This window comes from Paraburkholderia sp. RL17-337-BIB-A, assembly GCF_046025895.1.
GTDB classification, from domain to species: domain Bacteria; phylum Pseudomonadota; class Gammaproteobacteria; order Burkholderiales; family Burkholderiaceae; genus Paraburkholderia; species Paraburkholderia fungorum_C.
On record NZ_JARESY010000001.1, the window covers coordinates 639,149 to 662,233 of the forward strand.

The window sequence follows — 23,085 nt, forward strand, 5'->3', positions numbered from 1 at the left end:
GCCATGCCGGATCAAAGCAAACCTGCCGAAGGAGGCGCTGCGAACGCCTTGCCTGTGAGCGCCGAGCAGATCGGGCACGCGGCCGCGCTGCTCGACGCAGGTGGTCTGGTCGCGTTCCCCACGGAGACTGTCTACGGACTCGGCGGCGACGCCGAGAGTCCGGACGCGGTCGCGCGTATTTATGCGGCGAAGGGCAGGCCGGCGAATCATCCGGTGATCGTGCACCTGGCGCCGCAGGGCGATCCGAACTACTGGGTCGAGCATTTGCCTGCTGAGGCCCAGCGTTTGATCGATGCGTTCTGGCCCGGGCCACTCACGTTGATCCTGAAGCGCGCGGCGCGAATCGATGCAGCGGTGAGCGGCGGGCAGGATTCGGTGGGGCTGCGCTGCCCGTCGCATCCGGTTGCCCAGGCTTTGCTGGAAGCGTTCAGTGCGTTGCGTGGCGGGCATGGCGGTGTGGCGGCGCCGTCGGCGAATCGCTTCGGCCATGTGAGCCCGACGACTGCGCAGCATGTGCGCGAAGAGTTCGGCGGCGCGATTCATGTGCTGGACGGCGGCGCGTCGGATGTCGGGATCGAATCGACGATTCTGGATTTGTCGCGTGGATTTCCAGCGCTGTTAAGGCCTGGCCGCGTCACGCCGCAAGATATTGCCGATGTGCTCGGCGAGGCGCCGAGATTGCCGGACGGATCGGATGCGACTGCGCCGCGTGCTTCCGGGACGTTGAAGGCACATTACGCGCCGCGCACGCCGTTGGCTTTGCTGCCTTTTGATGCGTTGCAGACTTTGCTTGCGGCGCGCCAGGGCGACGAGCGCGTTGCCTTGGTAGCGCGAGCGTCCCGCGCAGGGGAGTGGGCGCATGCCGAGGGCGTGCATTTCATTGCCGCGCCGGAAGATCCGCATGTCTATGCGCGCGAGTTGTATGGCCTGCTAAGGGCGCTGGATCGCGCGGATGTGAGCCGGATTCTTATCGAGAAGTTGCCGGACACGATTGAGTGGATCGCTGTGAACGATCGGCTCGGCCGGGCTGCTGCGGCTTTTGAAGCACAAGGTTGAAGTTTGATTTTTTTTGCCTGTGTAGCGCTAAGGTCGCGCGCAGCGGTAAATAGATATCGAGCGCCGCGTAGGCAAAAAAATCACGACACGCTAACGCCGCTGGCGATTAATCAGAAGTGCCGCGCAGGCAATAAAAAACGCCTGGCTTGACCAGCAAGCCAGGCGTTCGCAAAACTCGCATCCTGCTGCCGCTACGCGGCAACCCTCAACTTATTTCCCCAGCCCAGTCGCAGCGATCGCCTGCTCGACCGTCTGCGCGAACAACGCGTGCAAATGCGTGCTCGGGTGGACCAGATCCGCAAACATGTACGTCTGATCCGCGCCGGCTACGGTATAAGTTTGCGGCGAGCAAAACAGCGACGACTGGAACTGGCTGCCGTAAGACGCAGCCGTCTGCCCAGGCTGGAGCACGAGCGGATTCTGCGTGGCATAGGTCGTGGCCGCTTGCCCCATCGCGTTCAGGTTACACGCCGTGCCCGTGTTCGACACCGTGAAGCCCAGCTGCTGGTAGGACGCCAGCGAGGTGTCCAGCCACTTATACGCGCTCACATAAATGACCTGCTTGTTCGAAGCAAACGCTTGTGCCAGCGCGCCGTTGAACGTCAGGGTCAGCGCATCGAACAATTGCTGACCTTGCGCACCGCTCTGCACACCTTGCGGCGTGGACTTGATGTCCGGCACATCCGACACGACCACATGGGTCGCGCCCGCCGCGATGACCTGCTGAACCGCGCCGATGAACTTGCCCGCCGCCACGCCGATCGCCTGAAGCGCCGCGGGGATCGCCGCATTCGACGCGGCTGTGGCCGCCGCCTGCGCCGCCGCAGCCGTTCCGCCGCTCTGCAGGACCGCCGTCGCCGCCGCGGTGCCGGCGTCCGAAACCGCTTGCGCCTGAATGAAAATGTCGTTCGCGCCGCCGTTCATCAGTACGAGCTGGTTCGCATTGAAGCTGCTGTGCGCGCCCAGATACTGTGTGATCTGCTGCGTGACCGGAATCGTCGTGGCTGCCATGAAGTTCGGCGCGTAACCTTCGCCTTGCGGCTGATCTACGCGCGAACCGCCTTGGGCGTAGCCGTATCCGCCCGCCGCTACCAGCGGTTGACCGAAGCCGCCCAGATACGCAGCGGTCAACGTGCCGCCATAGTATTCGGCAACCTTCTGCGTCCACACTTCGCCCGGGTTGGTCGTGAAGCGGCCGCCGCCGAAGCTCAACTGAATTACCGGCGCATACGTGCCGACATCCGATAAACTGTCGCCGAACGATACGACCTGCAATTTCACGCCGCCCGCCGGTGTGCTGCTCTGGTTGTTGTTATCGCTGCCGCCACCACAAGCCGCGAGCAGTACAAACGCCGCACTGGCGATGGCGATCTGCGTGACGCGTACGAACTTGAGCTTCTTCGATGCTGTTTGCTTCATGTTAACTTCATCTCCTCGTATGTGTGGCCTTTGTGCCATGTATTGCAGGCGGCGTCCCCCGCGTCCGCGGCGTGACGACACGCTTACAGAATCTTCTAAGGCCTGCGCGGTGTTTGAAGCGCGGCCGTATGGTTTTCTTCAACGCTCGTATCGCCGCCCGCTGCCGCGATATCGACGCTCGCGCCGGTGGTGCGCCGGGCGTGATACGCCGCGGCCCACGCGGGTGGTGCGAACAGCGCGCGCAACTTGTTGCGCCAGCCTCGCACGCTCACGAAATCGGCGGCCATCGACGCCCATTCATGAAACGTCGCCTTCAGCGGGTTATACGTGTAAAGCGGCTCGACGATGCCGTACACCGGCGCATCGTGCGCATCTTCCTCGACAAAGCTGCCGAACAGGCGATCCCAGATCACCAGCACGCCGGCATAGTTGCGGTCGATATAGCGGTCGTTGCGCGCGTGATGTACGCGGTGAATCGACGGCGTGTTGAACACGTATTCGAGCCAGCCGAGTTTGCCGATCGCCTGGGTATGCACGAAAAACTGGAAGCCGAGGTTGATCAGCACGATCGCGACGATCTGCTTCGGCGGAAAGCCGAGCACGGCAAGCGGGATCCAGAACAGCCACATACCGGCAATCGGGTACATCAGGCTCTGGCGGAATGCGGTGGAAAAATTCATCCGCTCCGACGAGTGATGCACGACATGCGCGGCCCACAGCCAGCGCACGCGATGGCTGCAACGGTGGAACACGTAATAAAGCAGATCCTGAGCGACGAACAGCACGACAAAGGACACCCAATTCGCCTGCCACGTGGTGACGCGATAGTGATCGTAGAAAAAGGCATACACGGGGATGATCGCGAGCCACGCGAGCTTGTCGGCGGCTTGCTGCATCAGCGCGAGCGCGGCGTTGCAGAACGTGTCGCGCCAGCTATAAAGCTGCGCGCCGAGGCGCGTGCGCCGCAGGTGCCACGCCTCCCAGCCAATGCATGCGAGAAAGACCGGCGCCATGGCGAGCAGCAGCAATTCGGCATCGAATTGCATTGTGTCTTCCTCCGTGGTCCCTGGCCGCTGCGTTTGCCGCAACGGACGTTGTCGTTTTCGTTTGAATGGGCCACGCGACCCTAATGGTTACGCGGGGCTGCGCGGCTCGTGCGCTACGCGTTGCGTTTTACGCGCGCCTCAAACACTGCCCGACAGCGTACACGCTTGGGCGCGTTGCGGCGCGCGGCTTCTATAGAAGGAATCCTCAATGGGTGCTGCGCTTGTGCGGGTTTTTCCTGGGCTTGCTGCCGCGCGGTTCGGTGACCGGGTCGGAGACTTTCGTGAATCCCTGGGACGGTCCCTGGTATACCCATTCGAGCAAGGCGTCGTGTGCGGCGCGCGCGGCTTCGGAATGCGGGTCGTTGATCAGGCTCACCACCACATAACTGTTGCCGTCCGCCGAAGCCACATAGCCGGCGATCGCCCGCACGTCGCGCAGGGTGCCGGTCTTGATGTGCGCGTTGCCGCCGGCGCCCTGGTTGATCAAGCGGTTGCGCATCGTGCCGTCCACGCCGGCGATCGGCAGCGACTCCACGAACACCTGAGCGACCGGGCTCGCGTTGGCCCGTTGCAGCAGATCGGCGAGCGCGAGCGCGGTGACGCGCTCGTCGCGCGAGAGGCCCGAACCGTTGTCGAGCGTCAGGTATTCCATGTCGATGCTGTCGCGGCGCAGAAACGCCTCGATCGCGCGCGCCGATTTGGCGGGCGTGGCAGGCGGTTTTTCTTCCGTCGCGCCGATCGTCAGGAACAGGTTGCGCGCCATCGTGTTGTTACTGAACTTGTTGATGTCGCGAACAATGTCGGACAGCATCGGCCCCTGGTGGGTGGCGACGAGGCGCGCGCCGAGCGGCACCGCGCCTTCGTGGGTTGCGCCGCTGAACGTGCCGCCGGTTTGCTGCCACAGCGCGAGGAAGCCGCCCGCGAAGAACGCGGAGTGATCGAGCACCGCGACGTTGATCGTACGCGGGCCGCAGCGCATCGAGTAGTCGCCGGCGAACGACGCCACCACGGTGCCGTTGGGTTGCGGCGTCACGGTGGGTGTGGCGGAGGCGGCGTCGCCACGGCATGGGCCGCTCACTGCGTGCATCTGATTGTCGATCTGCAGCTGCGAGAGCGCGGGCAGCACGTCGATGGCGACGCTGCCGTCCGGGGAAGGCGTCAGCGTGAACGACAGCGATTTGAAGGCATACAGCAGTGGGTCGGGGCCGACGTTGTACGGCGCGGTGGCGTCGTCGTCGAACGGCGGCAGGTCGCGCGTCGAGGCATCGAAGTAACGCTTGTCGAGCACCAGCGCGCCGTCGATACCGCTGATGCCCGCCTTGTGGATCTTCTGCACGAGGTCGATCAGTTCTTCGGGCACGAGCTTCGGGTCGCCCGTACCCTGGATGTACAGATTGCCGTGCAGCACGCCGTTGGCATCTACCGTGCCGTCCGCGTACGCGCTCGTGCGCCAGCGATAGTCCGGGCCGAGCATCGACAGGCCGGAGTAAGTGGTGACGAGCTTCATCGTCGAGGCCGGCATCATCGGCTTGCCGGCATTCAGCGCGAGGATCGGCGTGCGGTCGCCGACTTTTTCGACTACCACGCTGATCGACGACAAGGGCACATGGGCGCGCTGCAGGCCGACCATCACCGGTTGCGGCAGGACGGTCGTGACGTTGACGCTCGGATGCGTGGCCTTGACGCGAGCCTGTGCGGTGAGCGGCAGCAGCGTGCTGCAACCGAGCGCGGCACAGGCGAGCAGCAAGGCCGCCGTGCGCGGCGCGAAGCGGCGCGGCAGGGCGCGAGCGCGAGCGCGAGCGCGAGCAGGAGAGAGTGGAGGCAGCGCCACACAGCGTGCGAGAGAAGACAAAAAAGCGTGCGTCATGGACAGGCGAGGAAGCAAGATTTCGGGGCGCGTGGTACGCGGCAATCCAGGGTGTGTCGATGCAGCGCGCGACGCGTGCGGGCAACGGTTTCGTTGCGCGTTCGCGAGAGCGGCAGCGGGCGGTCATGCAAACGCGGCGGCGAATTCACGCACCCCGCATACGGAGCGGGGCCTGCTGCTGAACCGAGCCGCGCGACGCAAAGCGCCCATTGTAGAGACATGCCGCGAGGCTGCGGTGAAAAAGCATCGCGCGGCGCGCATGCCGGGCTGGGCGCTAGAATGCGGCATCATCGAATGTTTCAGGACCGTACCAACATGCGCATATTGCTAGTCGAAGACGACCGGATGATCGCCGAAGGTGTGCGCAAGGCGCTACGCGGCGAAGGCTTCGCGGTCGATTGGGTGGAAGACGGCGAAGCGGCGCTCAGCGCGGCAACCGGCCAACCCTACGATCTGGTGTTGCTCGACCTCGGCCTGCCCAAACGCGACGGCCTTGAGGTGCTGCGTACGCTGCGCGCCAAAGGCCACGCCACGCCGGTGCTGATCCTCACGGCGCGCGACGCGGTCGCCGATCGCGTCAAGGGCCTCGACGCCGGCGCCGACGATTACCTTGTCAAACCTTTCGATCTCGATGAACTCGGCGCCCGCATGCGCGCGCTGATCCGCCGCCAATCGGGCCGCAGCGATTCGACGATCCGCCACGGCAACCTGACGCTCGATCCGGCCTCGCATCAGGTCACACTCGACGGCGCGCCGGTCGCGTTGTCGGCGCGTGAATTCGCGCTGCTCGAAGCACTGATCGCGCGTCCTGGCGCGGTGCTCTCGAAGAGCCAGCTCGAGGAAAAAATGTATGGCTGGGGCGAGGAGATCGGCAGCAATACCGTCGAGGTCTACATTCACGCACTGCGCAAGAAGCTCGGCGCGGACCTGATCCGCAACGTGCGCGGTCTTGGCTACATGATCGCGAAGGACGCCTGAGCCGATGCGTTCAATTCGTCGTCAATTGCTGTTCTGGCTGCTGGCGCTGGTGTTGCTCGGCGTCGGCATTGCGGGTTGGCTGATCTACCGGCAGGCGCTTGCCGAAGCCAACGAACTGTTCGATTACCAGTTGGAGCAGATCGCCGCGGCACTGCCGTCGGAACCGTTTTCGCAAGTGCTGGGTTCGCGCGACACCGGCGACGAAGGCATCGTGTTGCAAATCTGGAATCGCAATGGCGTCTTGATGTACTACTCGCGACCGCGTGCGCCGCTCGCGCCACGCGCCGAACTCGGCTTTTCCACCGAGCGTACGGAGCGCGGCGATTGGCGTGTGTATGGCGCGATTGTCGGCGATAACGTCGTGCAGCTGGCGCAGCCGGTTTCGGTGCGCAACCGGCTCGCGGCGAATGTCGCGTTGCGGACGTTGTGGCCGTTGATCGTGCTCCTGCCGTTATTGGGCGTCGCGGTGTGGATCATTGTCGGACGAGGGCTGCGGCCGTTGCGGCGCGTGACCAGCGCGCTCGACGCGCGTCACCCCGAAGCGCTCGATCCCTTGCCCGATCAGCGCCTGCCGCTCGAAGTGCAGCCGCTCGTGCGCGCGTTGAACGGCCTGCTCGAGCGCCTCGCCACCGCGCTCGACATTCAGAAAGCATTCGTTGCCGACGCCGCGCACGAATTGCGCACGCCGCTCGCAGCGGTGCAGATCCAATCGCAACTGGTTGCCCGTGCGAAAGACGATGTGGCGCGCAGCGAAGCGCTGGCCGATCTGCAAGCCGGCGTCACGCGCGCCACGCGGCTTGCCGAGCAATTGCTGGCGCTCGCACGCTCGGAACCGGACGGCCTCGCCGCGACCAACGCGATCGATCTGCGCGCGCTGCTGCAGGACTGCGTGGTGGCGTACGCGCCGCTTGCGCAGAATCGCGGCGTCGATCTCGGCATCGAGGCGAGCGAAGCCGCCACGGTAATCGGCGACGCCGACGCGCTGCGGATCATGTTCAACAACCTCGTCGATAACGCAACCAAATACACGCCGCGAGGCGGGCGCGTCGACGTTGGTCTGCATGTCGAAGAAGGGCATCCGGTGGTACGGATCGCCGACAGCGGGCCAGGCATCGAGCCGGCGGAACGCGACCGCGTATTCGATCGCTTCTACCGGGCCGGCGCGGGCGCGAACCGCGCGCGCACCGATGTGGCCGGCAGCGGCCTCGGCCTCGCGATCGTGCGGCGCATCGCTACGCAACACCATGCGGCGGTGCGGCTCGACGAATCGCCGACGGGTGGGTTGCAGGTCGAAGTCCGCTTCTGAGTGTGAGGCTTTCTGTTCGTAAAGTGGTTCGAAACAGGCTTAAGCGAGGCTTAAACGCGCCTAAAAAACTGCTCTGAAGCGATCAGACGCTGCTTAAGACTCTTTTAAGCGATGCCACGTACGCTTCATCTCATTCCAAAGCCTCTTTCTCCCAGTCAGGAGTACACGATGAACGCGAAAACCTTGTCCCGCAGCGCTGTTGCAGTGGCTGTCGCCGTGGCGCTTTCCGCCGGCTATGTGGCGGGGCATCGCGACGTGCCCGCGCCGCAGGTGATCACGCCAGCGCAGGCCGCGATGATGCCTGCTGAAGCCGCCGCGAAGACCGGCATCCCCGATTTCTCGGGTCTGGTCGAAACTTACGGCCCGGCCGTCGTCAACATCAGTGCGAAGCATGTGGTCAAGCAGGCGGCACTGCGCGGCAACGGCGGCAATCAGTTGCCGATCGATCCGAGCGATCCGTTCTATCAGTTCTACAAGCACTTCTTCGGCGGTGTGCCGGGCATGCAAGGCGGCGACGGCAGCGACGGCGGCGACGCGCCCGATCAACCGAGCGCGAGCCTGGGCTCGGGGTTCATCGTCAGCAGTGACGGCTACATCCTGACCAACGCCCATGTGGTGGACGGTGCGAACGTCGTCACCGTGAAGCTGACCGACAAGCGTGAATTCAAGGCGAAAGTGGTCGGTGCCGACAAGCAGTCCGACATTGCCGTGCTGAAGATCGACGCAAGCAGTCTGCCGACCGTGAAGATCGGCGATCCGAGTCAGAGCAAGGTCGGCCAGTGGGTGGTCGCGATCGGCTCGCCTTACGGTTTCGACAACACGGTGACCTCGGGCATCATCAGCGCGAAGTCGCGTTCGCTGCCGAACGAAAACTACACGCCGTTCATCCAGACCGACGTGCCGGTGAATCCGGGTAACTCGGGTGGCCCGCTGTTCAACCTGCAGGGCGAGGTGATTGGTATCAACTCGATGATCTATTCGCGCACAGGCGGCTTCCAGGGCCTTTCGTTCGCGATTCCGATCAACGAAGCGATCAAGGTCAAGGACGACATCGTCAAGACCGGCCATGTGAGCCGCGGACGTCTCGGCGTCGCGGTGCAGGGCATGAACCAGACGCTGGCCAATTCGTTCGGCATGCAAAAGCCGCAAGGCGCGCTCGTCAGCTCGGTCGATCCGGGCGGCCCGGCCGCCAAGGGCGGTTTGCAACCGGGTGACGTGATTCTGTCGGTGAATGGTGAAGCGGTCGGCGACTCGTCGGATCTGCCGGCGCAGATCGCGGGTCTGGCGCCGGGCAGCTCCGCCACCGTGCAGGTGTGGCGCGACAAGGCCACCAAGGATCTGAAGGTGACGATCGGTTCGTTGTCGGATGCAAAAGTGGCTTCGGACAAGGCCGATCAGCCGGCCCAGTTGCAAGGCCGTCTCGGCGTGGCGGTGCGGCCGCTGACGCCCGAAGAAAAGAGCGGTGCGTCGGTCTCTCACGGTCTGCTCGTGCAGCAATCGGGCGGCGCGGCTGAAAACGCCGGCATCCAGCCGGGCGACGTGATTCTGGCGGTGAATGGGCGGCCGGTCACGACCGTCGATCAGTTGAAGCAGATGATTGCCGCCGCGGGCAACAGCATCGCCCTGCTGATCCAGCGCGATAACGCGCAGATCTTCGTGCCGGTGGATCTCGGCTGAGGATCGGCGATTCGGTGAGTCGGTCAGCGTGTTGGCGGCTTGAATGATCGCGTGGTTGATCGTTTGGCTGGCATGTTGACTGACACGGCTGATCGCTTGGTCGACACGGCGGATCGTTTGGCGGTCACTCTGACTGACGCGCGGGCCGATCTTGCCCGGAAATTGAAGCAATGCTTGCCGGTCCTTGCACTTACTGCTGACGGACCGGCATTTTTTTCACCCTTTCCAAGCCATGAAGAAGGGCGCTCCGCGCCGCGTGGCGCGGTGCAGCAGCGGTTTCCAAACGACGCGACTTGCTGGTGGCACGCAGGTTGCGTCTGCCTTAGTCCGGGTCCATCGACGGATACCGGACGACAAGGACCTTAATAAGGAGCGAACCGATGAAAACCCAACGCAATCAGCGAAGGATCGTAGCCGCCGCGGTATGCGCAGCGCTCACGCTCGGTCTGGCGGGCGGCGCTTATGCACAGGCGAGTGACGTAACGGGCGGCACTACCACCGACGAAAGCAGCGCGGGCAACGCCAACGGCGGCGGCCTGCCGCAAATCCAGCAGCAAGGCGACGTTTCGTTCGTGTCGGGCGGCGTCGGCCTTGACGAATCGAAAGCACTGCAGCAGGCGCAAAGCCAGTGGCCACTGTCGCTGCGCTTCACCGGACCCGGCTCCGATTTTCTTGCCGACGTCCACGTGCGGGTGGTCGACGCGCACGACGGCGAAGTGTTGAGCACCACGTCGCGCGGGCCGTACATGCTGGTCAAGCTGCGGCCGGGCCGTTACACCGTGCATGCGCAATACAAGGATCGCGACCAGACCAAGCCGGTGACGATCCCGGCCAAGGGCACCGCCAAGGCAGCCTTCTATTGGAATACGCAATAAGCGGCTCGCCGGTTTGAGCGGCGTCGGGCGAGACCCCTCTTCGGCATTCAGGAAGGCCGCGCAAGCGGCGGAAGTTTGGCCGATAATGAAGCCACGGGCGTGCCCCGTGGCTTTACTGTTTGTACTTTCGCACACCAGTTGCACATCGAGTTGGACACCATCACGGAGCCGAGCCATGAGCGATGCCTTGACACCTCACGGAAGCCCCGGCGCGAGCGCGGGCGGGCATACCATCGGCATATCCGGCAACAATCACCGGGTGCGTGTGATCCATGGCGGCGTGACCATGGCCGACACCCAGGCGGGCCTGACGCTCACGGAAACCGGTCTCGCGGACGTGTTCTATTTCCCGCGTGGCGACGTGAACATGGCGCGCCTCGAACGCTCAACGCATACTTCGCACTGCCCGTTCAAGGGCGAGGCGTCATACTTCCATCTGCGCACTGAAGACGGTCTGATCGAAAACGCCGTGTGGAGCTATGAGACGCCGCTCGAGGCGGTGGCACAAATAAAAGGATATCTCGCGTTTTACGCATCGCGCGTCGACCGTATCGATCAGACATCCTGACCGGTCGTCGCGCGTTCATCGGGGAGGCTGACATGGAATTGAACGACGCGTTACGGATTCCACTTGCGCCGTCCGCGGTTTGGGACGCGTTGCAGGACCTCGCCTTGTTGCGTGCCAGCCTCGACAACTGCGAGTCGTTCAGCCGGCTCAGCCACGGCGAATATGCGCTCACCCTGACTGTGCCGCTCGGGCCGTTGCGCGCGCGTTACGAAGCGCGGGCTCACGTAGCCGGTCAGGATTCCGGACCGGCGGACGCGCAGCGCCGCACCATCAACTTCAAGGCGCGAGCCGAAGGCATCGGCGCGTTACGCGGTCAGATCGAGGTGAGGTTGCGCGCGGAGGACGGCTCGCATGGCATCGGCAGAGAGCGGGGCACGCGGATCGATTACACGATCTGGGCGACCTCGTCCGGGCCGCTCGCCGAACTGCCCACGCGCCAGCTCGAAAACGCGCTGCACCAGCTGGCCGATGATTTTTTCGACGAGTTTGGTGCGGTCGTTCGTGCCAAGCATGGGCAAGGGCCGAACCGGGCGCGGGGGGCGGCGGCGCGCCGGCAGCATGTGTTTCTGCGGCCGATCACGCTCGGCGGTGTGGCTCGGCGGACTCGCACGGATCATGGCAACGCGTTGAGCGGGCGGGCGGCGAGCGCGTCGCATGGTGCGGTCCATGGTGTGTCGCATGGCGTCTCGCATCGCGAGCCCGGTGCGCACGCGGTTCCGAACTGGGCGTGGGCGGCGATGATATTTCTGGTGGCGCTGCTGTTGTATGTGGCGCGATGGATTAGCGAACACTGAAATGGCTTTGGTTCGTTTGGCTTTGTTGAGTTGGTGATGACGACATTAGGGCACCGGTCACGTTGGGGCCACCGCCAGCGCAACAACTACAGCCACAGCCATAACCACGGGCACCGTCACGGCCGCCACGCGCCACGGCTACAGGCAGGCGCACCTCTGTCGCGCTGACGCGACTACAAAATCCTGGTGGGTCACTACGAAACGCCGTCAACTTGGTGACGTCTGCGGCCCTCGAACGGTTTATCGGGTCTCGCTTGTCTCAGCCCCGATCGCCTTGATCTGCTCCCACGCATGCGCGCCTTTCCCCGCTCTCAAACAAAAAATATCGCGCGCCTTCACACGTGCTCACACGCCGCGAAACTCCCGCCGCCATGCGGATGGCGACGTGCGGAACGCCTCCGCGAAATGTTGCCGTAGCGAAGCGGTCGAGCCGAAACCCGCAATCCCCGCGATCGCTTCCACTGACTCATCCGTGCTTTCCAGCAACTGCTGAGCGCGGGCGAGCCGCTGCGCCAACAGCCATGCGCCGACGGTCGTGCCGGTGGCCAGCCGGAAGCGCCGCGTGAAGGTGCGGCGGCTCATCAACGCGCGCTCGGCGAGTGTGTCGAGCGTATGCGGCGCACTCAGATTCCCGCTCACCCACTCGAGCAGACAGGACAGGCGGTCGCCGCGCACGTTCGGCGCCACCGGTTGCTGAATGTACTGCGCCTGGCCACCCTGCCGATGCGGCGGCACCACCAGCCGGCGCGCGACATAGTTCGCCGCCTGCGCGCCGCACATCTTGCGCAGCACATGAAGGCAGCAGTCGAGACCGGCGGCAGTGCCGGCCGAGGTCAGCACGTTGCCGTCGTCGACATAGAGCACGTCCGGGTCGAGCCGCACGCGCGGATAGCGGCGCGCGAAGTCGTCCGCCCACGCCCAGTGAGTCGACGCCGGCCGGCCGTCGAGAATACCAGCGGCGGCCAGCACGAACGAGCCCAGGCACAGCCCGACCAGCTGGGCGCCACGAGCATGCGCGGCGCGCAGCGCTTCGAGCAGCGCGGCGGGCGGCGTCTCGGCCGGATCGCGCCAGCTCGGCACGATGATCGTGTCCGCGTCGGCGAGTGCTTCGAGTCCATGCGTGACGGCGATCGAGAACCCGGCGGTGGTGGTCAGGATGCCGCTCTCGGCCGCGCAGACGCGAAAATCGAAATTGGGCAAGCCGCCGTCACGACGATCCTCGCCGAACACCACGCACGGTACCGAAAGATGGAACGGGTTGATGCGATCGAACGCGACGACCACGACGACGTGGCGGGGCGCATTGTCGCGCGCCGCGGTGGAGGAGGTGGGGGAAGCCATCAGCGCAGTCGTCCTGTGAAATCCAACGATGATCCAACGATGGCCCGATTCTAGCGAATCTTGTCGTTCGGGTCGCTATCGGGAAAACGGCGAGAGGCCAACAATGCAGTCATCGCCGCTGTCTGCTCGGGCCCATGCCGGGCCGCGCAGCGCGAGCCCTAACCGATTAACCGACAAGGAGTCTTGCCATGACCGCACCACGCCGCGCGCTGATCGTCATCGATGTGCAGAACGAATACGTCACCGGCGATCTGCCGATCGAATATCCGGATGTGCAAACCTCGCTCGTCAACATCGGCCGGGCGATGGATGCGGCCCGCGCAGCTGGCGTGCCGGTGGTGGTCGTGCAGAATTTCGCGCCGGCCACCTCACCGTTGTTCGCGCGTGGCAGCGTCGGCGCGGAACTGCATCCGGTGGTGGGCTCGCGCCCGCACGATCACTATGTGGAGAAGTCGCTGCCGAGCGCTTACGCCGGCACCGATCTGGGCGCCTGGCTTGCCGCGCGAGAGATCGACACGCTGACGGTGATCGGCTACATGACCCATAACTGCGATGCGTCGACCATATTCCACGCACTGCACGACGGGCTTGCGGTCGAATTCCTGGCCGATGCGACGGGCTCCGTGCCCTATGAGAACAGCGCGGGCTTTGCGAGTGCGCAGGACATTCACCGGGTGTTCAGCGTGGTGTTGCAGTCGCGCTTCGCGGCCGTGGCGAGCACGGAACAATGGATTGCGGCGGTGAAGAGCGGGGCGCCGCTCGAACGCGGCAACATCTACGCGTCGAACCAGAAGGCGCGGGCGAATCAGGCGACCGCCTGAGGCCGCTGCAAGGGGCTCGGTGAAAGGCCTGCTGCAAAGGTCCGCTGCAAAGGTCTGCGGTAAGAACACGTTGTTAAGACCCGCTGTTAAGACCGGCGGCGGTAGTGCCCTCTTGTAAAGACCTGCACGCGCAAACAAAAGCGGGCGGATTGCGCGAATGCGCACCCCGCCCGCTGTTTCGCGGCCGCGCTAATTATTCAGCTAGCGGACCGATCGAATAGCCCCGGCGCCCTTCCCTGGCGCAACGCCGGACTCAGCCGCAGCGCATCGAACATCCCCGCGACCATTTGCTGCGCATGCTTGCCGAAATCGGTCGCCTCCGGCAGAAACAGCATGTCACGCAGCGATCCGCTGACGAACGCATGCACCATTGCCGCCGCGATGCTGGTGTCGAGATCGGCCGGCATTTGCCCTTTGGAGATCGCATTGCGCAGACCGCCTTCGATCTTCTTCAGCCCTTCGCGCATATTGGTTTGATAGCGGACCATCACCGGCCCCATCTCCTCGACCAGCTCGCACTTCAGAAACAGGATGTCGAACACCCGCCGGCGGCGCGGGTCGTTGGCCGTGTCGCGCAGGCAGACCGTGCAGATTTCCATCAGGCGGCCGAGCGGGTCGGGCTCGTTGGGATCTTGCGAGGCGGCCTTGAGTTCATCCAGCGGCAGTAGCACGCGGTCGAACATTTCAGTAAACAGATCGCTTTTATGGGCGAAATGCCAATAGATGGCGCCGCGCGTGACGCCGGCGGCCTGCGCGATGTCGGCGAGGGACGTGCGCGACACGCCCTTCTCGAAGAAAACCCGTTCGGCCGCGTCGAGAATGCTGTTCCGCGTCTCCTGGGCCTCTTCTTTGGTTCTTCTGACCATATTGTTGTGATCTGCCCTGATTGTGGGGTTTTCCCGAACGTTCTTAAGTACGCCCGGTGACAATCTGTCTACATTTAAGCAAATTGCGAACCGATCTTGCGGGCCCCCTGCCCACAAAAGAAGTAAATGCACTTTTACATGCATTCGTGGATGTATATATAATAGCATCCCACGATCGGATAGCCCAAGCCGTGACGACCGGTTAATATCCGTCACTGTTGCCTTTCAAAACGCTCTTGCGCCGTGCCCCAACGGGCGGCGCCGTGCGGCATTTCCCGGGTTTGGCGCATTTTGCCAGATGCCCCTGCAGCTTCGGTTTGCATCCACGGGCTTCCGGTCACGCGTCGCAAGACGCATGTGTGCGCAGTCGTCCCCGGGGTAAGGGATGCGCGCACTTTTTCATTCTCAGTCCTAGACAGAGGTCGCTCCATGCGCGTCGAACGGGTTCCATTCCGCTTAATTAGTGCCGCGACGGCTGCCGTATTGCTGGCAGCGTGCGGACCAAAACAATCGGCGCCGCCGCCGCAAACGCCCGAAGTTGGCGTCATTACCGTCCAACCGACAGCTGTGCCCGTTATCACCGAATTGCCGGGCCGCACCAGTGCGTTCCTCGTCGCGCAAGTCCGCGCACGGGTCGACGGCATCGTGCTGCGCCGTGAATTCACCGAAGGCGACCAGGTCAAGGCCGGCCAGCGTCTGTACAAGATCGATCCGGCACCCTATATCGCGACGTTGAACAACGCGAAGGCAACCCTGGCGAAGGCCCAGGCCAACCTTGCGACGACCACCGCGCAAGCCAGCCGCTACAAGGTGTTGGTTGCCGCCAACGCGGTCAGCAAGCAGGACTACGACAACGCGGTGGCCTCTGCGGGCCAGGCCGCGGCTGACGTGGCCTCCGGCAAGGCAGCGGTCGACACGGCGCAAATCAACCTCGGCTATACCGACGTGACCTCGCCGGTGAGCGGCCAGATCGGCATCTCGCAAGTCACGCCGGGCGCTTATGTGCAAGCGAGCGCCGCCACGCTGCTGGCCACGGTCCAACAACTCGATCCAGTCTATGTGGACCTGACGCAATCGAGCCTCGACGGTCTGAAGCTGCGTCGCGAAGTACAGGAAGGCCGTCTGAAGACGAGCGGCCCGGACGCCGCCAAGGTCTCGCTGATCCTCGAGGACGGCCGCACCTATTCGGAAAAGGGCAAGCTGCAGTTCACCGACGTGACGGTCGACCAGGGCACCGGTTCGGTCACGGTTCGCGCGATCTTCAAGAACGCGGACAAGGTATTGCTGCCGGGTATGTTCGTGCGCGCAAAGATCGAAGAAGGCGTCAACGAAAACGCGCTTGTCGTCCCGCAAGTGGGCGTCACGCATGACCAGAAGGGTCAGCCGACCGCGCTGGTCGTAGGCCAGGACGACAAGGTCGTGCTGCGTCAGCTGGTTACGTCGGGCACGTACGGTTCGAACTGGGTGGTCGAGAGTGGCCTGAAGCCCGGTGACCGCGTGATTGTCCAGGGCACCGACAAGGCGCACCCGGGCCAGCAGGTCAAGACCGTTGCCGCGCAACTTCCCGCCACACCCGCTTCCGACGCATCCGCTCAGGGTGCGCAGGCCGCCAGCGGTGCTGCGCAGACGGCTCAACCTGCCTCTGCTGCATCGGGCGCGTAATAACAGGGAGCCCGCCTCATGGCAAAGTTCTTTATCGATCGCCCAATTTTTGCATGGGTGATCGCCATTATTCTGATGCTCGCGGGTATCGCGTCGGTGTTTACATTGCCGATCGCGCAATACCCGACCATCGCCCCGCCGGCCGTGCAGATCAGCGCAACGTACCCGGGCGCATCGGCGAAGACGGTGGAAAACACCGTCACGCAGGTGATCGAACAGCAGATGAGTGGTCTCGACCACTTGCTGTATCTGTCGTCCACGTCGGACGACTCGGGTACGGCAACCATCACGCTGACGTTCGCAGCCGGCACCAATCCTGACATCGCGCAGGTGCAGGTGCAGAACAAGCTGCAGCTCGCCACGCCGCTGTTGCCGCAAGCCGTGCAGCAGCTGGGCACCAAGGTCACGAAGTCGAGCAGCAGCTTCTTGCTGGTGATGGCGTTCGTGTCCGAAGACGGCAGCATGAGCAAGTACGATCTGGCGAACTACGTCGCGTCGAACGTCGAAGACCCGGTCAGCCGGATCGACGGTGTGGGTACGGTAACGCTGTTCGGCTCGCAGTATGCAATGCGGATCTGGCTGGATGCGAACAAGCTGACCAACTTCGGCCTCACGCCGGTAGATGTGCAGACGGCATTGCAGGCGCAGAACGTGCAGGTCGCGGGCGGTTCGCTTGGCGGCACGCCGTCGGTGCCGGGGCAGGTGCTGCAGGCCACCATCACGGAGGCCACGCTGCTGAATACGCCTGAACAGTTCGGCAACGTGCTGCTCAAGGTGAACCCGGATGGTTCGCAAGTCCGTATCAAGGACGTAGCCCGTATCGAACTCGGTGGCGAAAACTACAACTTCGACACCAAGTACAACGGTCAGCCGACGGCAGGCTTCGGTATTCAGCTCGCCACGGGCGCTAACGCTCTGGCCACGGCCAAGGCGGTGCGCGCGAAGGTCGCGGAACTGTCGAAGTACTTCCCGCACGGCCTCGTCGTGCAATATCCGTACGACACCACGCCGTTCGTGCGCCTGTCGATCGAAGAAGTGGTCAAGACGCTGCTCGAAGGTATCGTGCTGGTGTTCCTGGTCATGTACCTGTTCCTGCAGAACCTGCGCGCCACGCTGATCCCGACGATCGCCGTGCCGGTGGTGCTGTTGGGCACGTTCGCGATCATGGGTCTGGTGGGCTTCTCGATCAACACGCTGTCCATGTTCGGGCTCGTGCTGGCGATCGGTTTGCTGGTGGACGATGCGATCGTGGTGGTGGAAAACGTCGAGCGGGTGATGCAGGAGGAGGGTTTATCGCCTCGAGATGCGACCCGCAAGGCGATGGACCAGATTACCGGCGCACTGGTCGGCGTGGCGCTCGTGCTGTCGGCGGTGTTCGTGCCGGTGGCGTTTTCGGGCGGTTCGGTCGGCGCGATTTACCGGCAGTTCTCGCTGACGATCGTGGCGGCGATGGTGCTGTCCGTCATGGTTGCGTTGATTCTGACGCCGGCCTTGTGCGCGACGATTCTCAAGCCGATCGAAAAGGGGCACCAGGAAAAAACCACGGGTTTCTTCGGCTGGTTCAACCGCACCTTCAACAAGAGCCGCGACAAGTATCACTCGGGCGTTCACCACGTGATCAAGCGCTCGGGCCGTTGGCTGATCATCTATATGGTGGTGATCTTCGCGGTCGGCCTGCTGTTCGTGAAGTTGCCGAAGTCGTTCCTGCCTGACGAAGACCAGGGCACGATGTTCGTGCTGGTGCAAACGCCGTCCGGCTCGACGCAGGAAACCACGGCGCGCGCGCTGAAGGACATTTCCGACTACCTGCTCAACGACGAGAAGAGCATCGTCGAATCGACCTTCACGGTGAACGGCTTCAGCTTCGCGGGCCGCGGCCAGAATGCGGGTCTCGTGTTCGTGCGGATGAAGGATTACTCGCAACGTCAGCACTCGGATCAGAAGGTGCAGGCGCTGGTGGGCCGTCTGTTCATGCACTTCGCGGGCTACAAGAACGCGCTGGTGTATCCGGTGAATCCGCCGTCGATTCCTGAACTCGGCACGGCTGCGGGCTTCGACTTCGAACTGCAGGATCGCGCGGGTATTGGCCACGAAAAGCTGATGGAAGCACGCAACATGTTGCTGGGCATGGCGGCGAAAGATCCGACGCTGGCTCAGGTGCGTCCGAACGGCCTGAACGACACGCCGCAGTTCACGGTCAACATCGACCACGAGAAGGCTTCGGCACTCGGCGTGTCGTTGTCGGCGATCGACCAGACGTTCTCGATCGCGTGGGCGTCGCAATACGTGAACAACTTCCTCGATACCGATGGCCGGATCAAGAAGGTGTATCTGCAAGGCGATGCTCCGTTCCGCATGAAGCCGGAAGACCTGAATGCCTGGTACGTGCGCAATACGGCCGGTGGCATGGTGCCGTTCTCGTCGTTCGCCAGCGGCACGTGGACCTACGGTTCGCCGAAGCTCGAGCGCTACAACGGTATTTCGGCAGTGGAAATCCAGGGGGCGGCAGCAGCGGGCAAGTCGACCGGTCAGGCCATGACGGCCATGGAAGCACTCGTGGCGAAGCTGCCGGCGGGGGTCGGCTACGAATGGACGGGCCTGTCGCTGCAGGAACGCCAGTCGGGTTCGCAGGCGCCGATTCTGTACGGCATCTCGATCCTCGTCGTGTTCCTCTGTCTCGCGGCGCTGTATGAAAGCTGGTCGATCCCGTTCTCGGTGATCATGGTGGTGCCGCTCGGCGTGATCGGCGCACTGCTGGCCGCTACCCTGCGCGGGCTGGAGAACGACGTGTTCTTCCAGGTGGGTCTGTTGACCACAGTGGGGCTGTCGGCGAAGAACGCGATTCTGATCGTGGAATTCGCCCGCGAGTTGCAGCAGGGCGAAGGAATGGGGCCGATCGAGGCCGCGCTCGAAGCAGCGCGTCTGCGGTTGCGTCCGATTCTGATGACCTCGCTCGCATTCATTCTCGGCGTGATGCCGCTCGCGATCAGTAACGGCGCCGGCTCGGCGAGCCAGCACGCGATCGGTACCGGCGTGATCGGCGGGATGTTGACGGCGACCTTCCTCGCGATTTTCATGATCCCGATGTTCTTCGTCGTGATCCGCGCGAAGTTCGGCGGCGAGAAGGAAGACCCGGATGAGGCGCTCGAACACTATAACCAGCACCATCCGCATGATCCGCAAGGTGGCGGGTCGGCCGGCGGGTCGACTGATCAAGGCTCGGGCAAGGACGGACATTGAGATGCAAAAACACTCTTTGATTGCAGTGGCGGTAGCGCTGTTCGCCGCGGGTTGCACGATGGCGCCGAAGTACCAGCGCCCGGCCGAACCCGTGACGAGCACCTTCCCGACCGGCGGCGTGTATGACACGCAGCCGGGCGCGACCCAACCGGGCCCGGGGGAGACGGGCATGTCGACCGCGGCGCGCAGCGCTGGCGGTCAGGCGGCGGCGGATATCGGCTGGCGTGATTTTTTCGTCGATCCGCGCATGCAGCGGATCATCGAGATCGCGCTGAAGAACAACCGCGATCTGCGTGTGTCGGTGTTGAACATGCAGGCGTCGGCGGCGCAGTACCGCATCGTTCGGGCGCAGCTGTTGCCGACGCTCGACGCCGCAGTTTCGCAAAGCAAACAGCGCACGCCGAAAGACCTGTCGTTCTTTAACCAAACGATTACCAACTCGTACTCGGTCGGCCTGAACGCCTCGTGGGAAATCGACTTCTTCGGGCGGATTCAAAGCCTGAAGGACCAGGCGTTGGCGCAGTACCTGGCAACTGCTCAGGCGCGCAAGGCGGCGGAAATCTCGCTGGTCTCGCAGGTGGCGAATCAGTATCTGACGGTGCTGCAACTGGACGATCTTCTGAAGGTCACGCAGAACACGTTGAAGACCTCGGAGGAATCGTATCGGATCGTCAAGCTGCAGTTCGACAACGGCACCGGCTCCGAGCTCGATCTGCGCCAGTCGCAAACTGTGGTCGAGACGGCCAGCGCGAATCTGCAGTCGCAGGAACGTCTGCGGGCGCAGGCTGAAAACGCGCTGGTGCTGCTGGTCGGCGAACCGCTGCCCGCCGATTTGCCGCCGGGTCTAACGTTGAACGACCAGAATCTCCTGACGGATATTCCGGCTGGTTTGCCGTCCGATCTGCTGACGCGTCGTCCGGACATCATGGAGGCCGAGGAGAATCTGCTCGCGGCCAACGCGAATATCGGCGCGGCGCGCGCGGCGTTCTTCCCGAAGGTCTCGCTGACCGGCAGTTTCGGAACACTGAGCCCGACGCTCGGCGGTCTGTTCAAACCGGGTTCGGCGGCATGGAGCTTCGCGCCGTCGATCACGCTGCCGATCTTCGAGGGCGGTCAGAACCTGGCCAATCTCGATCTCGCCAACATCCAGAAGAAAGTCCAGATTGCCACGTACGAAAAGGCGATCCAGACGGCCTTCCGCGAAGTGGCGGACGGGCTGGCGGCACGCGGCACGTACGATCAGCAAATCCAGGCGCTGGAGCGCGATACCTTTGCGGAACAACGCCGGCTGGATCTGTCGAATCTGCGTTATACGAACGGCGTCGACAGCTACCTGTCGGTGCTGACCGCGCAGACCGATCTGTATGCGGCGCAACTGTTATTGACTACCGCGCGCATGGAGCGTCTGCAGAACCTGGTCACGCTGTATCAGGCACTCGGCGGCGGCTGGATCGAGCGGAGCGGCGAACAGCCGCGTCCGGCCGACGCGCCGGTCGATTACGGCGCGGCCAGTGCGCCGGTTGCAGCTTCGGCGGCGACGGCGGGCTGAGTCTGGCGGGGCGCAAGGCGCGTTTCGTTTCCTCGGAAGCCGCCCCATGCAACGGGGTGTGACAGGCCGGTTTTCACGGTTTCAGAAAGGCTGCTCTGTCCAACCGGTAACAAAAAAACGCCACGGCATGCCGTGGCGTTTTTGTTTGGTGCGCTGAATGCGCGTGACTTCAGCAACCCTCGTGCACCTCAAGCACTTAAGCACCTCGCGCACCTCGCGCACCTCAGGCACCTCAGGCACCTCAGGCACCTCAGGCACCTCAGGCACCTCAAGCACCTCAAGCACCTCAAGCACCTCAAGCACCTCAAGCACCTCAAGCACCTCAAGCACCTCAAGCACCTCAAGCACCTCAAGCACCTCAAGCACCTCAAGCACCTCACCGACGCCAGTCGCGTGGCCCCGGTTCCCAAAATTCACTGCAAATCGATCGCCCGCAGCATTTCGTCGCGTGGCGGCTCATTACCGCCGCGTCCGTCGAAATCATGCCCGGCCTTGCGAATTTCGCACTGCGCCTTCTTCTCGCTCTTCACACCGTTGAAGATCAGATTCAGCACCACCGCCGATACCGAAGCCAGCAGGATCCCGCTATGCAACAGCGGCGACAGCGCCGGCGGCAGCTTCGAGAAAAATTGCGGCGACACCACCGGCACCAGACCCATACCGATACTCACCGCGACGATGAACAGGTTGTGATGGTTCTTCACGAAGTCGACCTTGGCCAGCACCTTGATACCGTTCGCCGCGACCATGCCGAACATCACGATGCCCGCGCCGCCCAGCACGAAGGCCGGCACCGAAGCCACCACCTGCGCCATCTTCGGAAACAGACCCAGCAGCACCAGAATCACACCGCCCATCGCGCAGACAAAGCGGCTCTTCACCCCCGTCACGCCGATCAGGCCGACGTTCTGCGAGAACGAGGTATGCGGAAACGAGTTGAAGATGCCGCCGATCAACGTGCCCAGACCGTCGACGCGCAGGCCGCGCACCAGCGTCTTCTGATCCACCGGACGATCGACCATATCGCCAACGGCGAGGAACATCCCGGTCGATTCGATGAAGGTAACGAACATCACCGTGACCATCGTTGCGATCGCGAGCGGATCGAAATGCGGCAGGCCGAAGTGGAACGGCATCACGAAGCCAACCCATGGCGCGTGCGTGACGCCTTCCATGTTGACGCGGCCGAGCGCCAGCGCGATCACGAAACCCGCCACGATGCCGAGCAGCACGGAGATATTGGCGACGAAGCCCTTGGCGAACTTGTTGATGAGCAGAATCAGCATCAACACCACCAGCGACAGCCCGAGGTAGATCGGGTTGCCGTAATCGGGATTGCCCACACCGCCGGCCGCCCAGTTGATGCCCACTTCCATCAGCGACAGACCGATCACCGAGATCACCACGCCGATCACCACCGGCGGGAAAAAGCGCAGTAACTTGCCGACCGCTGGCGCGAGAAGAATGCCGATCACCCCGGCCGCGATCGTCGAGCCGAAGATATCGAGAATGCCGAGCGACGGATTGGTGCCGATCGCGACCATCGGACCGACGGCCGCGAAGGTGCAGCCCATGATGACCGGCAGACGGATGCCGAAGATCCACAGACCCAGGGTCTGAATCAGCGTGGCGATCCCACAGGAAAACAGATCGGCGCTGATCAGAAACGCGATCTGGTCTTTCGGCAATTTGAGCGCCGCACCGATGATCAGCGGCACCGCAACTGCGCCTGCGTACATCACCAAAACGTGCTGGATGCCGAGCGTGAGCAACTGGCCTGCGGGCAGTCGCTCGTCGCACGGGTGAACCGTGTTCGATTGCATTTTGTCTCTCTCCACCATCTCGTTTTGGGATGACTCCAAGGTATGCGGAACGAAAAAGTGCAACAAGACCACTGGGGCCTATTCCGGCATTCCCGGTGACGATATGCATGAGGCCCATTTGAAAGCAAAACGAAATCCGCGCACCGGACAAATCGGCGCTAAGTCCCGCGCAGCGGCGGTGCGGTCCATGAGCAGGG

Annotated in this window: 18 protein-coding genes; 11 read left to right on the forward strand and 7 right to left on the reverse strand. The window is 63.4% G+C overall.

Annotation, left to right across the window (positions count from 1 at the left end):
• The first annotated feature begins 3 nt into the window (after positions 1–3).
• Positions 4–1,056, forward strand: coding sequence for an L-threonylcarbamoyladenylate synthase (locus tag P0D84_RS03040; RefSeq protein WP_408332327.1), 1,053 nt, complete (start codon positions 4–6; stop codon positions 1,054–1,056).
• Between the two features lie 210 nt (positions 1,057–1,266).
• Here P0D84_RS03040 and P0D84_RS03045 read toward each other — a convergent pair whose 3' ends face one another.
• The 3 genes from P0D84_RS03045 to dacB form a co-directional block, all read right to left on the reverse strand.
• On the reverse strand, positions 1,267–2,475 hold the full coding sequence (locus P0D84_RS03045; protein ID WP_408332329.1) for an SGNH/GDSL hydrolase family protein: 1,209 nt from the start codon (positions 2,473–2,475) through the stop codon (positions 1,267–1,269).
• Positions 2,476–2,570: 95 nt separating this feature from the next.
• Positions 2,571–3,521 (reverse strand): sterol desaturase family protein, encoded by a 951-nt coding sequence (locus tag P0D84_RS03050; RefSeq protein WP_408332331.1) that lies wholly within the window; start codon positions 3,519–3,521, stop codon positions 2,571–2,573.
• 205 nt (positions 3,522–3,726) lie between these two features.
• Entirely contained in the window at positions 3,727–5,388 is a 1,662-nt protein-coding gene (gene dacB / locus P0D84_RS03055; protein WP_408332333.1) for a D-alanyl-D-alanine carboxypeptidase/D-alanyl-D-alanine endopeptidase, read from the reverse strand.
• Positions 5,389–5,703: 315 nt separating this feature from the next.
• On the opposite strand from dacB, the gene P0D84_RS03060 reads away from it, so the two are divergent.
• From P0D84_RS03060 to P0D84_RS03085, 6 genes are all read left to right on the forward strand, one after another.
• The gene (locus tag P0D84_RS03060) at positions 5,704–6,366 is read left to right on the forward strand and encodes a response regulator (RefSeq protein WP_153134552.1); all 663 of its coding nucleotides are present in this window, start codon (positions 5,704–5,706) and stop codon (positions 6,364–6,366) included.
• 4 nt (positions 6,367–6,370) lie between these two features.
• Positions 6,371–7,672, forward strand: coding sequence for an ATP-binding protein (locus P0D84_RS03065; protein ID WP_408332336.1), 1,302 nt, complete (start codon positions 6,371–6,373; stop codon positions 7,670–7,672).
• 168 nt (positions 7,673–7,840) lie between these two features.
• Positions 7,841–9,349: a DegQ family serine endoprotease gene (locus P0D84_RS03070; protein ID WP_408332338.1), complete on the forward strand. Its 1,509-nt coding sequence runs from the start codon at positions 7,841–7,843 to the stop codon at positions 9,347–9,349.
• Positions 9,350–9,729: 380 nt separating this feature from the next.
• Positions 9,730–10,224, forward strand: coding sequence for a carboxypeptidase regulatory-like domain-containing protein (locus P0D84_RS03075; RefSeq protein WP_408332340.1), 495 nt, complete (start codon positions 9,730–9,732; stop codon positions 10,222–10,224).
• Positions 10,225–10,399: 175 nt separating this feature from the next.
• Positions 10,400–10,792 (forward strand): DUF427 domain-containing protein, encoded by a 393-nt coding sequence (locus tag P0D84_RS03080; protein ID WP_408332342.1) that lies wholly within the window; start codon positions 10,400–10,402, stop codon positions 10,790–10,792.
• 32 nt (positions 10,793–10,824) lie between these two features.
• Positions 10,825–11,586 (forward strand): SRPBCC family protein, encoded by a 762-nt coding sequence (locus P0D84_RS03085; protein ID WP_408332344.1) that lies wholly within the window; start codon positions 10,825–10,827, stop codon positions 11,584–11,586.
• Between the two features lie 345 nt (positions 11,587–11,931).
• On the opposite strand, the gene P0D84_RS03090 is transcribed toward P0D84_RS03085, so the two are convergent.
• Entirely contained in the window at positions 11,932–12,927 is a 996-nt protein-coding gene (locus tag P0D84_RS03090; RefSeq protein ID WP_408332346.1) for a helix-turn-helix domain-containing protein, read from the reverse strand.
• 188 nt (positions 12,928–13,115) lie between these two features.
• On the opposite strand from P0D84_RS03090, the gene P0D84_RS03095 reads away from it, so the two are divergent.
• Complete coding sequence (locus P0D84_RS03095; RefSeq protein ID WP_408332348.1) at positions 13,116–13,748, forward strand: cysteine hydrolase family protein; 633 nt, start codon at positions 13,116–13,118, stop codon at positions 13,746–13,748.
• A 197-nt stretch (positions 13,749–13,945) separates the two neighbouring features.
• Here the strand turns inward: P0D84_RS03095 and P0D84_RS03100 are convergent, their stop codons facing one another.
• Entirely contained in the window at positions 13,946–14,614 is a 669-nt protein-coding gene (locus tag P0D84_RS03100) for a TetR family transcriptional regulator (protein WP_408339635.1), read from the reverse strand.
• A gap of 429 nt (positions 14,615–15,043) precedes the next feature.
• On the opposite strand from P0D84_RS03100, the gene P0D84_RS03105 reads away from it, so the two are divergent.
• Genes P0D84_RS03105 through P0D84_RS03115 form a run of 3 tightly spaced genes read left to right on the forward strand, consistent with a single transcriptional unit; the run spans position 15,044 to position 21,065 of the window.
• Positions 15,044–16,276, forward strand: a complete 1,233-nt coding sequence (locus P0D84_RS03105; protein WP_408332350.1) for an efflux RND transporter periplasmic adaptor subunit — start codon at positions 15,044–15,046, stop codon at positions 16,274–16,276.
• A gap of 18 nt (positions 16,277–16,294) precedes the next feature.
• A complete protein-coding gene (locus tag P0D84_RS03110) occupies positions 16,295–19,516 on the forward strand; it encodes an efflux RND transporter permease subunit (protein ID WP_408332352.1) in 3,222 nt (1,073 codons plus the stop codon).
• Between the two features lies 1 nt (position 19,517).
• Positions 19,518–21,065 carry an efflux transporter outer membrane subunit gene (locus P0D84_RS03115; RefSeq protein WP_408332354.1) on the forward strand — a complete coding sequence of 516 codons (1,548 nt, stop codon included), beginning with the start codon at positions 19,518–19,520 and terminating at the stop codon, positions 21,063–21,065.
• Between the two features lie 81 nt (positions 21,066–21,146).
• Here the strand turns inward: P0D84_RS03115 and P0D84_RS03120 are convergent, their stop codons facing one another.
• Both P0D84_RS03120 and P0D84_RS03125 read right to left on the reverse strand, forming a co-directional pair.
• Entirely contained in the window at positions 21,147–21,482 is a 336-nt protein-coding gene (locus P0D84_RS03120) for a hypothetical protein (protein ID WP_408332356.1), read from the reverse strand.
• Positions 21,479–22,888: a nucleobase:cation symporter-2 family protein gene (locus tag P0D84_RS03125; RefSeq protein WP_408332358.1), complete on the reverse strand. Its 1,410-nt coding sequence runs from the start codon at positions 22,886–22,888 to the stop codon at positions 21,479–21,481. Before P0D84_RS03125 ends, P0D84_RS03120 begins: the two co-directional genes overlap by 4 nt.
• Positions 22,889–23,085: the final 197 nt, after the last annotated feature.

What these genes read in the sequence shown, in the direction of transcription:
- P0D84_RS03040 (WP_408332327.1), top strand. Translation starts at nt 4, where the DNA reads ATGCCGGATCAAAGCAAACCTGCCGAAGGAGGCGCTGCGAACGCCTTG.
- P0D84_RS03045 (WP_408332329.1), bottom strand. Translation starts at nt 2,475, where the DNA reads ATGAAGCAAACAGCATCGAAGAAGCTCAAGTTCGTACGCGTCACGCAG.
- P0D84_RS03050 (WP_408332331.1), bottom strand. Translation starts at nt 3,521, where the DNA reads ATGCAATTCGATGCCGAATTGCTGCTGCTCGCCATGGCGCCGGTCTTT.
- dacB (WP_408332333.1), bottom strand. Translation starts at nt 5,388, where the DNA reads ATGACGCACGCTTTTTTGTCTTCTCTCGCACGCTGTGTGGCGCTGCCT.
- P0D84_RS03060 (WP_153134552.1), top strand. Translation starts at nt 5,704, where the DNA reads ATGCGCATATTGCTAGTCGAAGACGACCGGATGATCGCCGAAGGTGTG.
- P0D84_RS03065 (WP_408332336.1), top strand. Translation starts at nt 6,371, where the DNA reads ATGCGTTCAATTCGTCGTCAATTGCTGTTCTGGCTGCTGGCGCTGGTG.
- P0D84_RS03070 (WP_408332338.1), top strand. Translation starts at nt 7,841, where the DNA reads ATGAACGCGAAAACCTTGTCCCGCAGCGCTGTTGCAGTGGCTGTCGCC.
- P0D84_RS03075 (WP_408332340.1), top strand. Translation starts at nt 9,730, where the DNA reads ATGAAAACCCAACGCAATCAGCGAAGGATCGTAGCCGCCGCGGTATGC.
- P0D84_RS03080 (WP_408332342.1), top strand. Translation starts at nt 10,400, where the DNA reads ATGAGCGATGCCTTGACACCTCACGGAAGCCCCGGCGCGAGCGCGGGC.
- P0D84_RS03085 (WP_408332344.1), top strand. Translation starts at nt 10,825, where the DNA reads ATGGAATTGAACGACGCGTTACGGATTCCACTTGCGCCGTCCGCGGTT.
- P0D84_RS03090 (WP_408332346.1), bottom strand. Translation starts at nt 12,927, where the DNA reads ATGGCTTCCCCCACCTCCTCCACCGCGGCGCGCGACAATGCGCCCCGC.
- P0D84_RS03095 (WP_408332348.1), top strand. Translation starts at nt 13,116, where the DNA reads ATGACCGCACCACGCCGCGCGCTGATCGTCATCGATGTGCAGAACGAA.
- P0D84_RS03100 (WP_408339635.1), bottom strand. Translation starts at nt 14,614, where the DNA reads ATGGTCAGAAGAACCAAAGAAGAGGCCCAGGAGACGCGGAACAGCATT.
- P0D84_RS03105 (WP_408332350.1), top strand. Translation starts at nt 15,044, where the DNA reads ATGCGCGTCGAACGGGTTCCATTCCGCTTAATTAGTGCCGCGACGGCT.
- P0D84_RS03110 (WP_408332352.1), top strand. Translation starts at nt 16,295, where the DNA reads ATGGCAAAGTTCTTTATCGATCGCCCAATTTTTGCATGGGTGATCGCC.
- P0D84_RS03115 (WP_408332354.1), top strand. Translation starts at nt 19,518, where the DNA reads ATGCAAAAACACTCTTTGATTGCAGTGGCGGTAGCGCTGTTCGCCGCG.
- P0D84_RS03125 (WP_408332358.1), bottom strand. Translation starts at nt 22,888, where the DNA reads ATGCAATCGAACACGGTTCACCCGTGCGACGAGCGACTGCCCGCAGGC.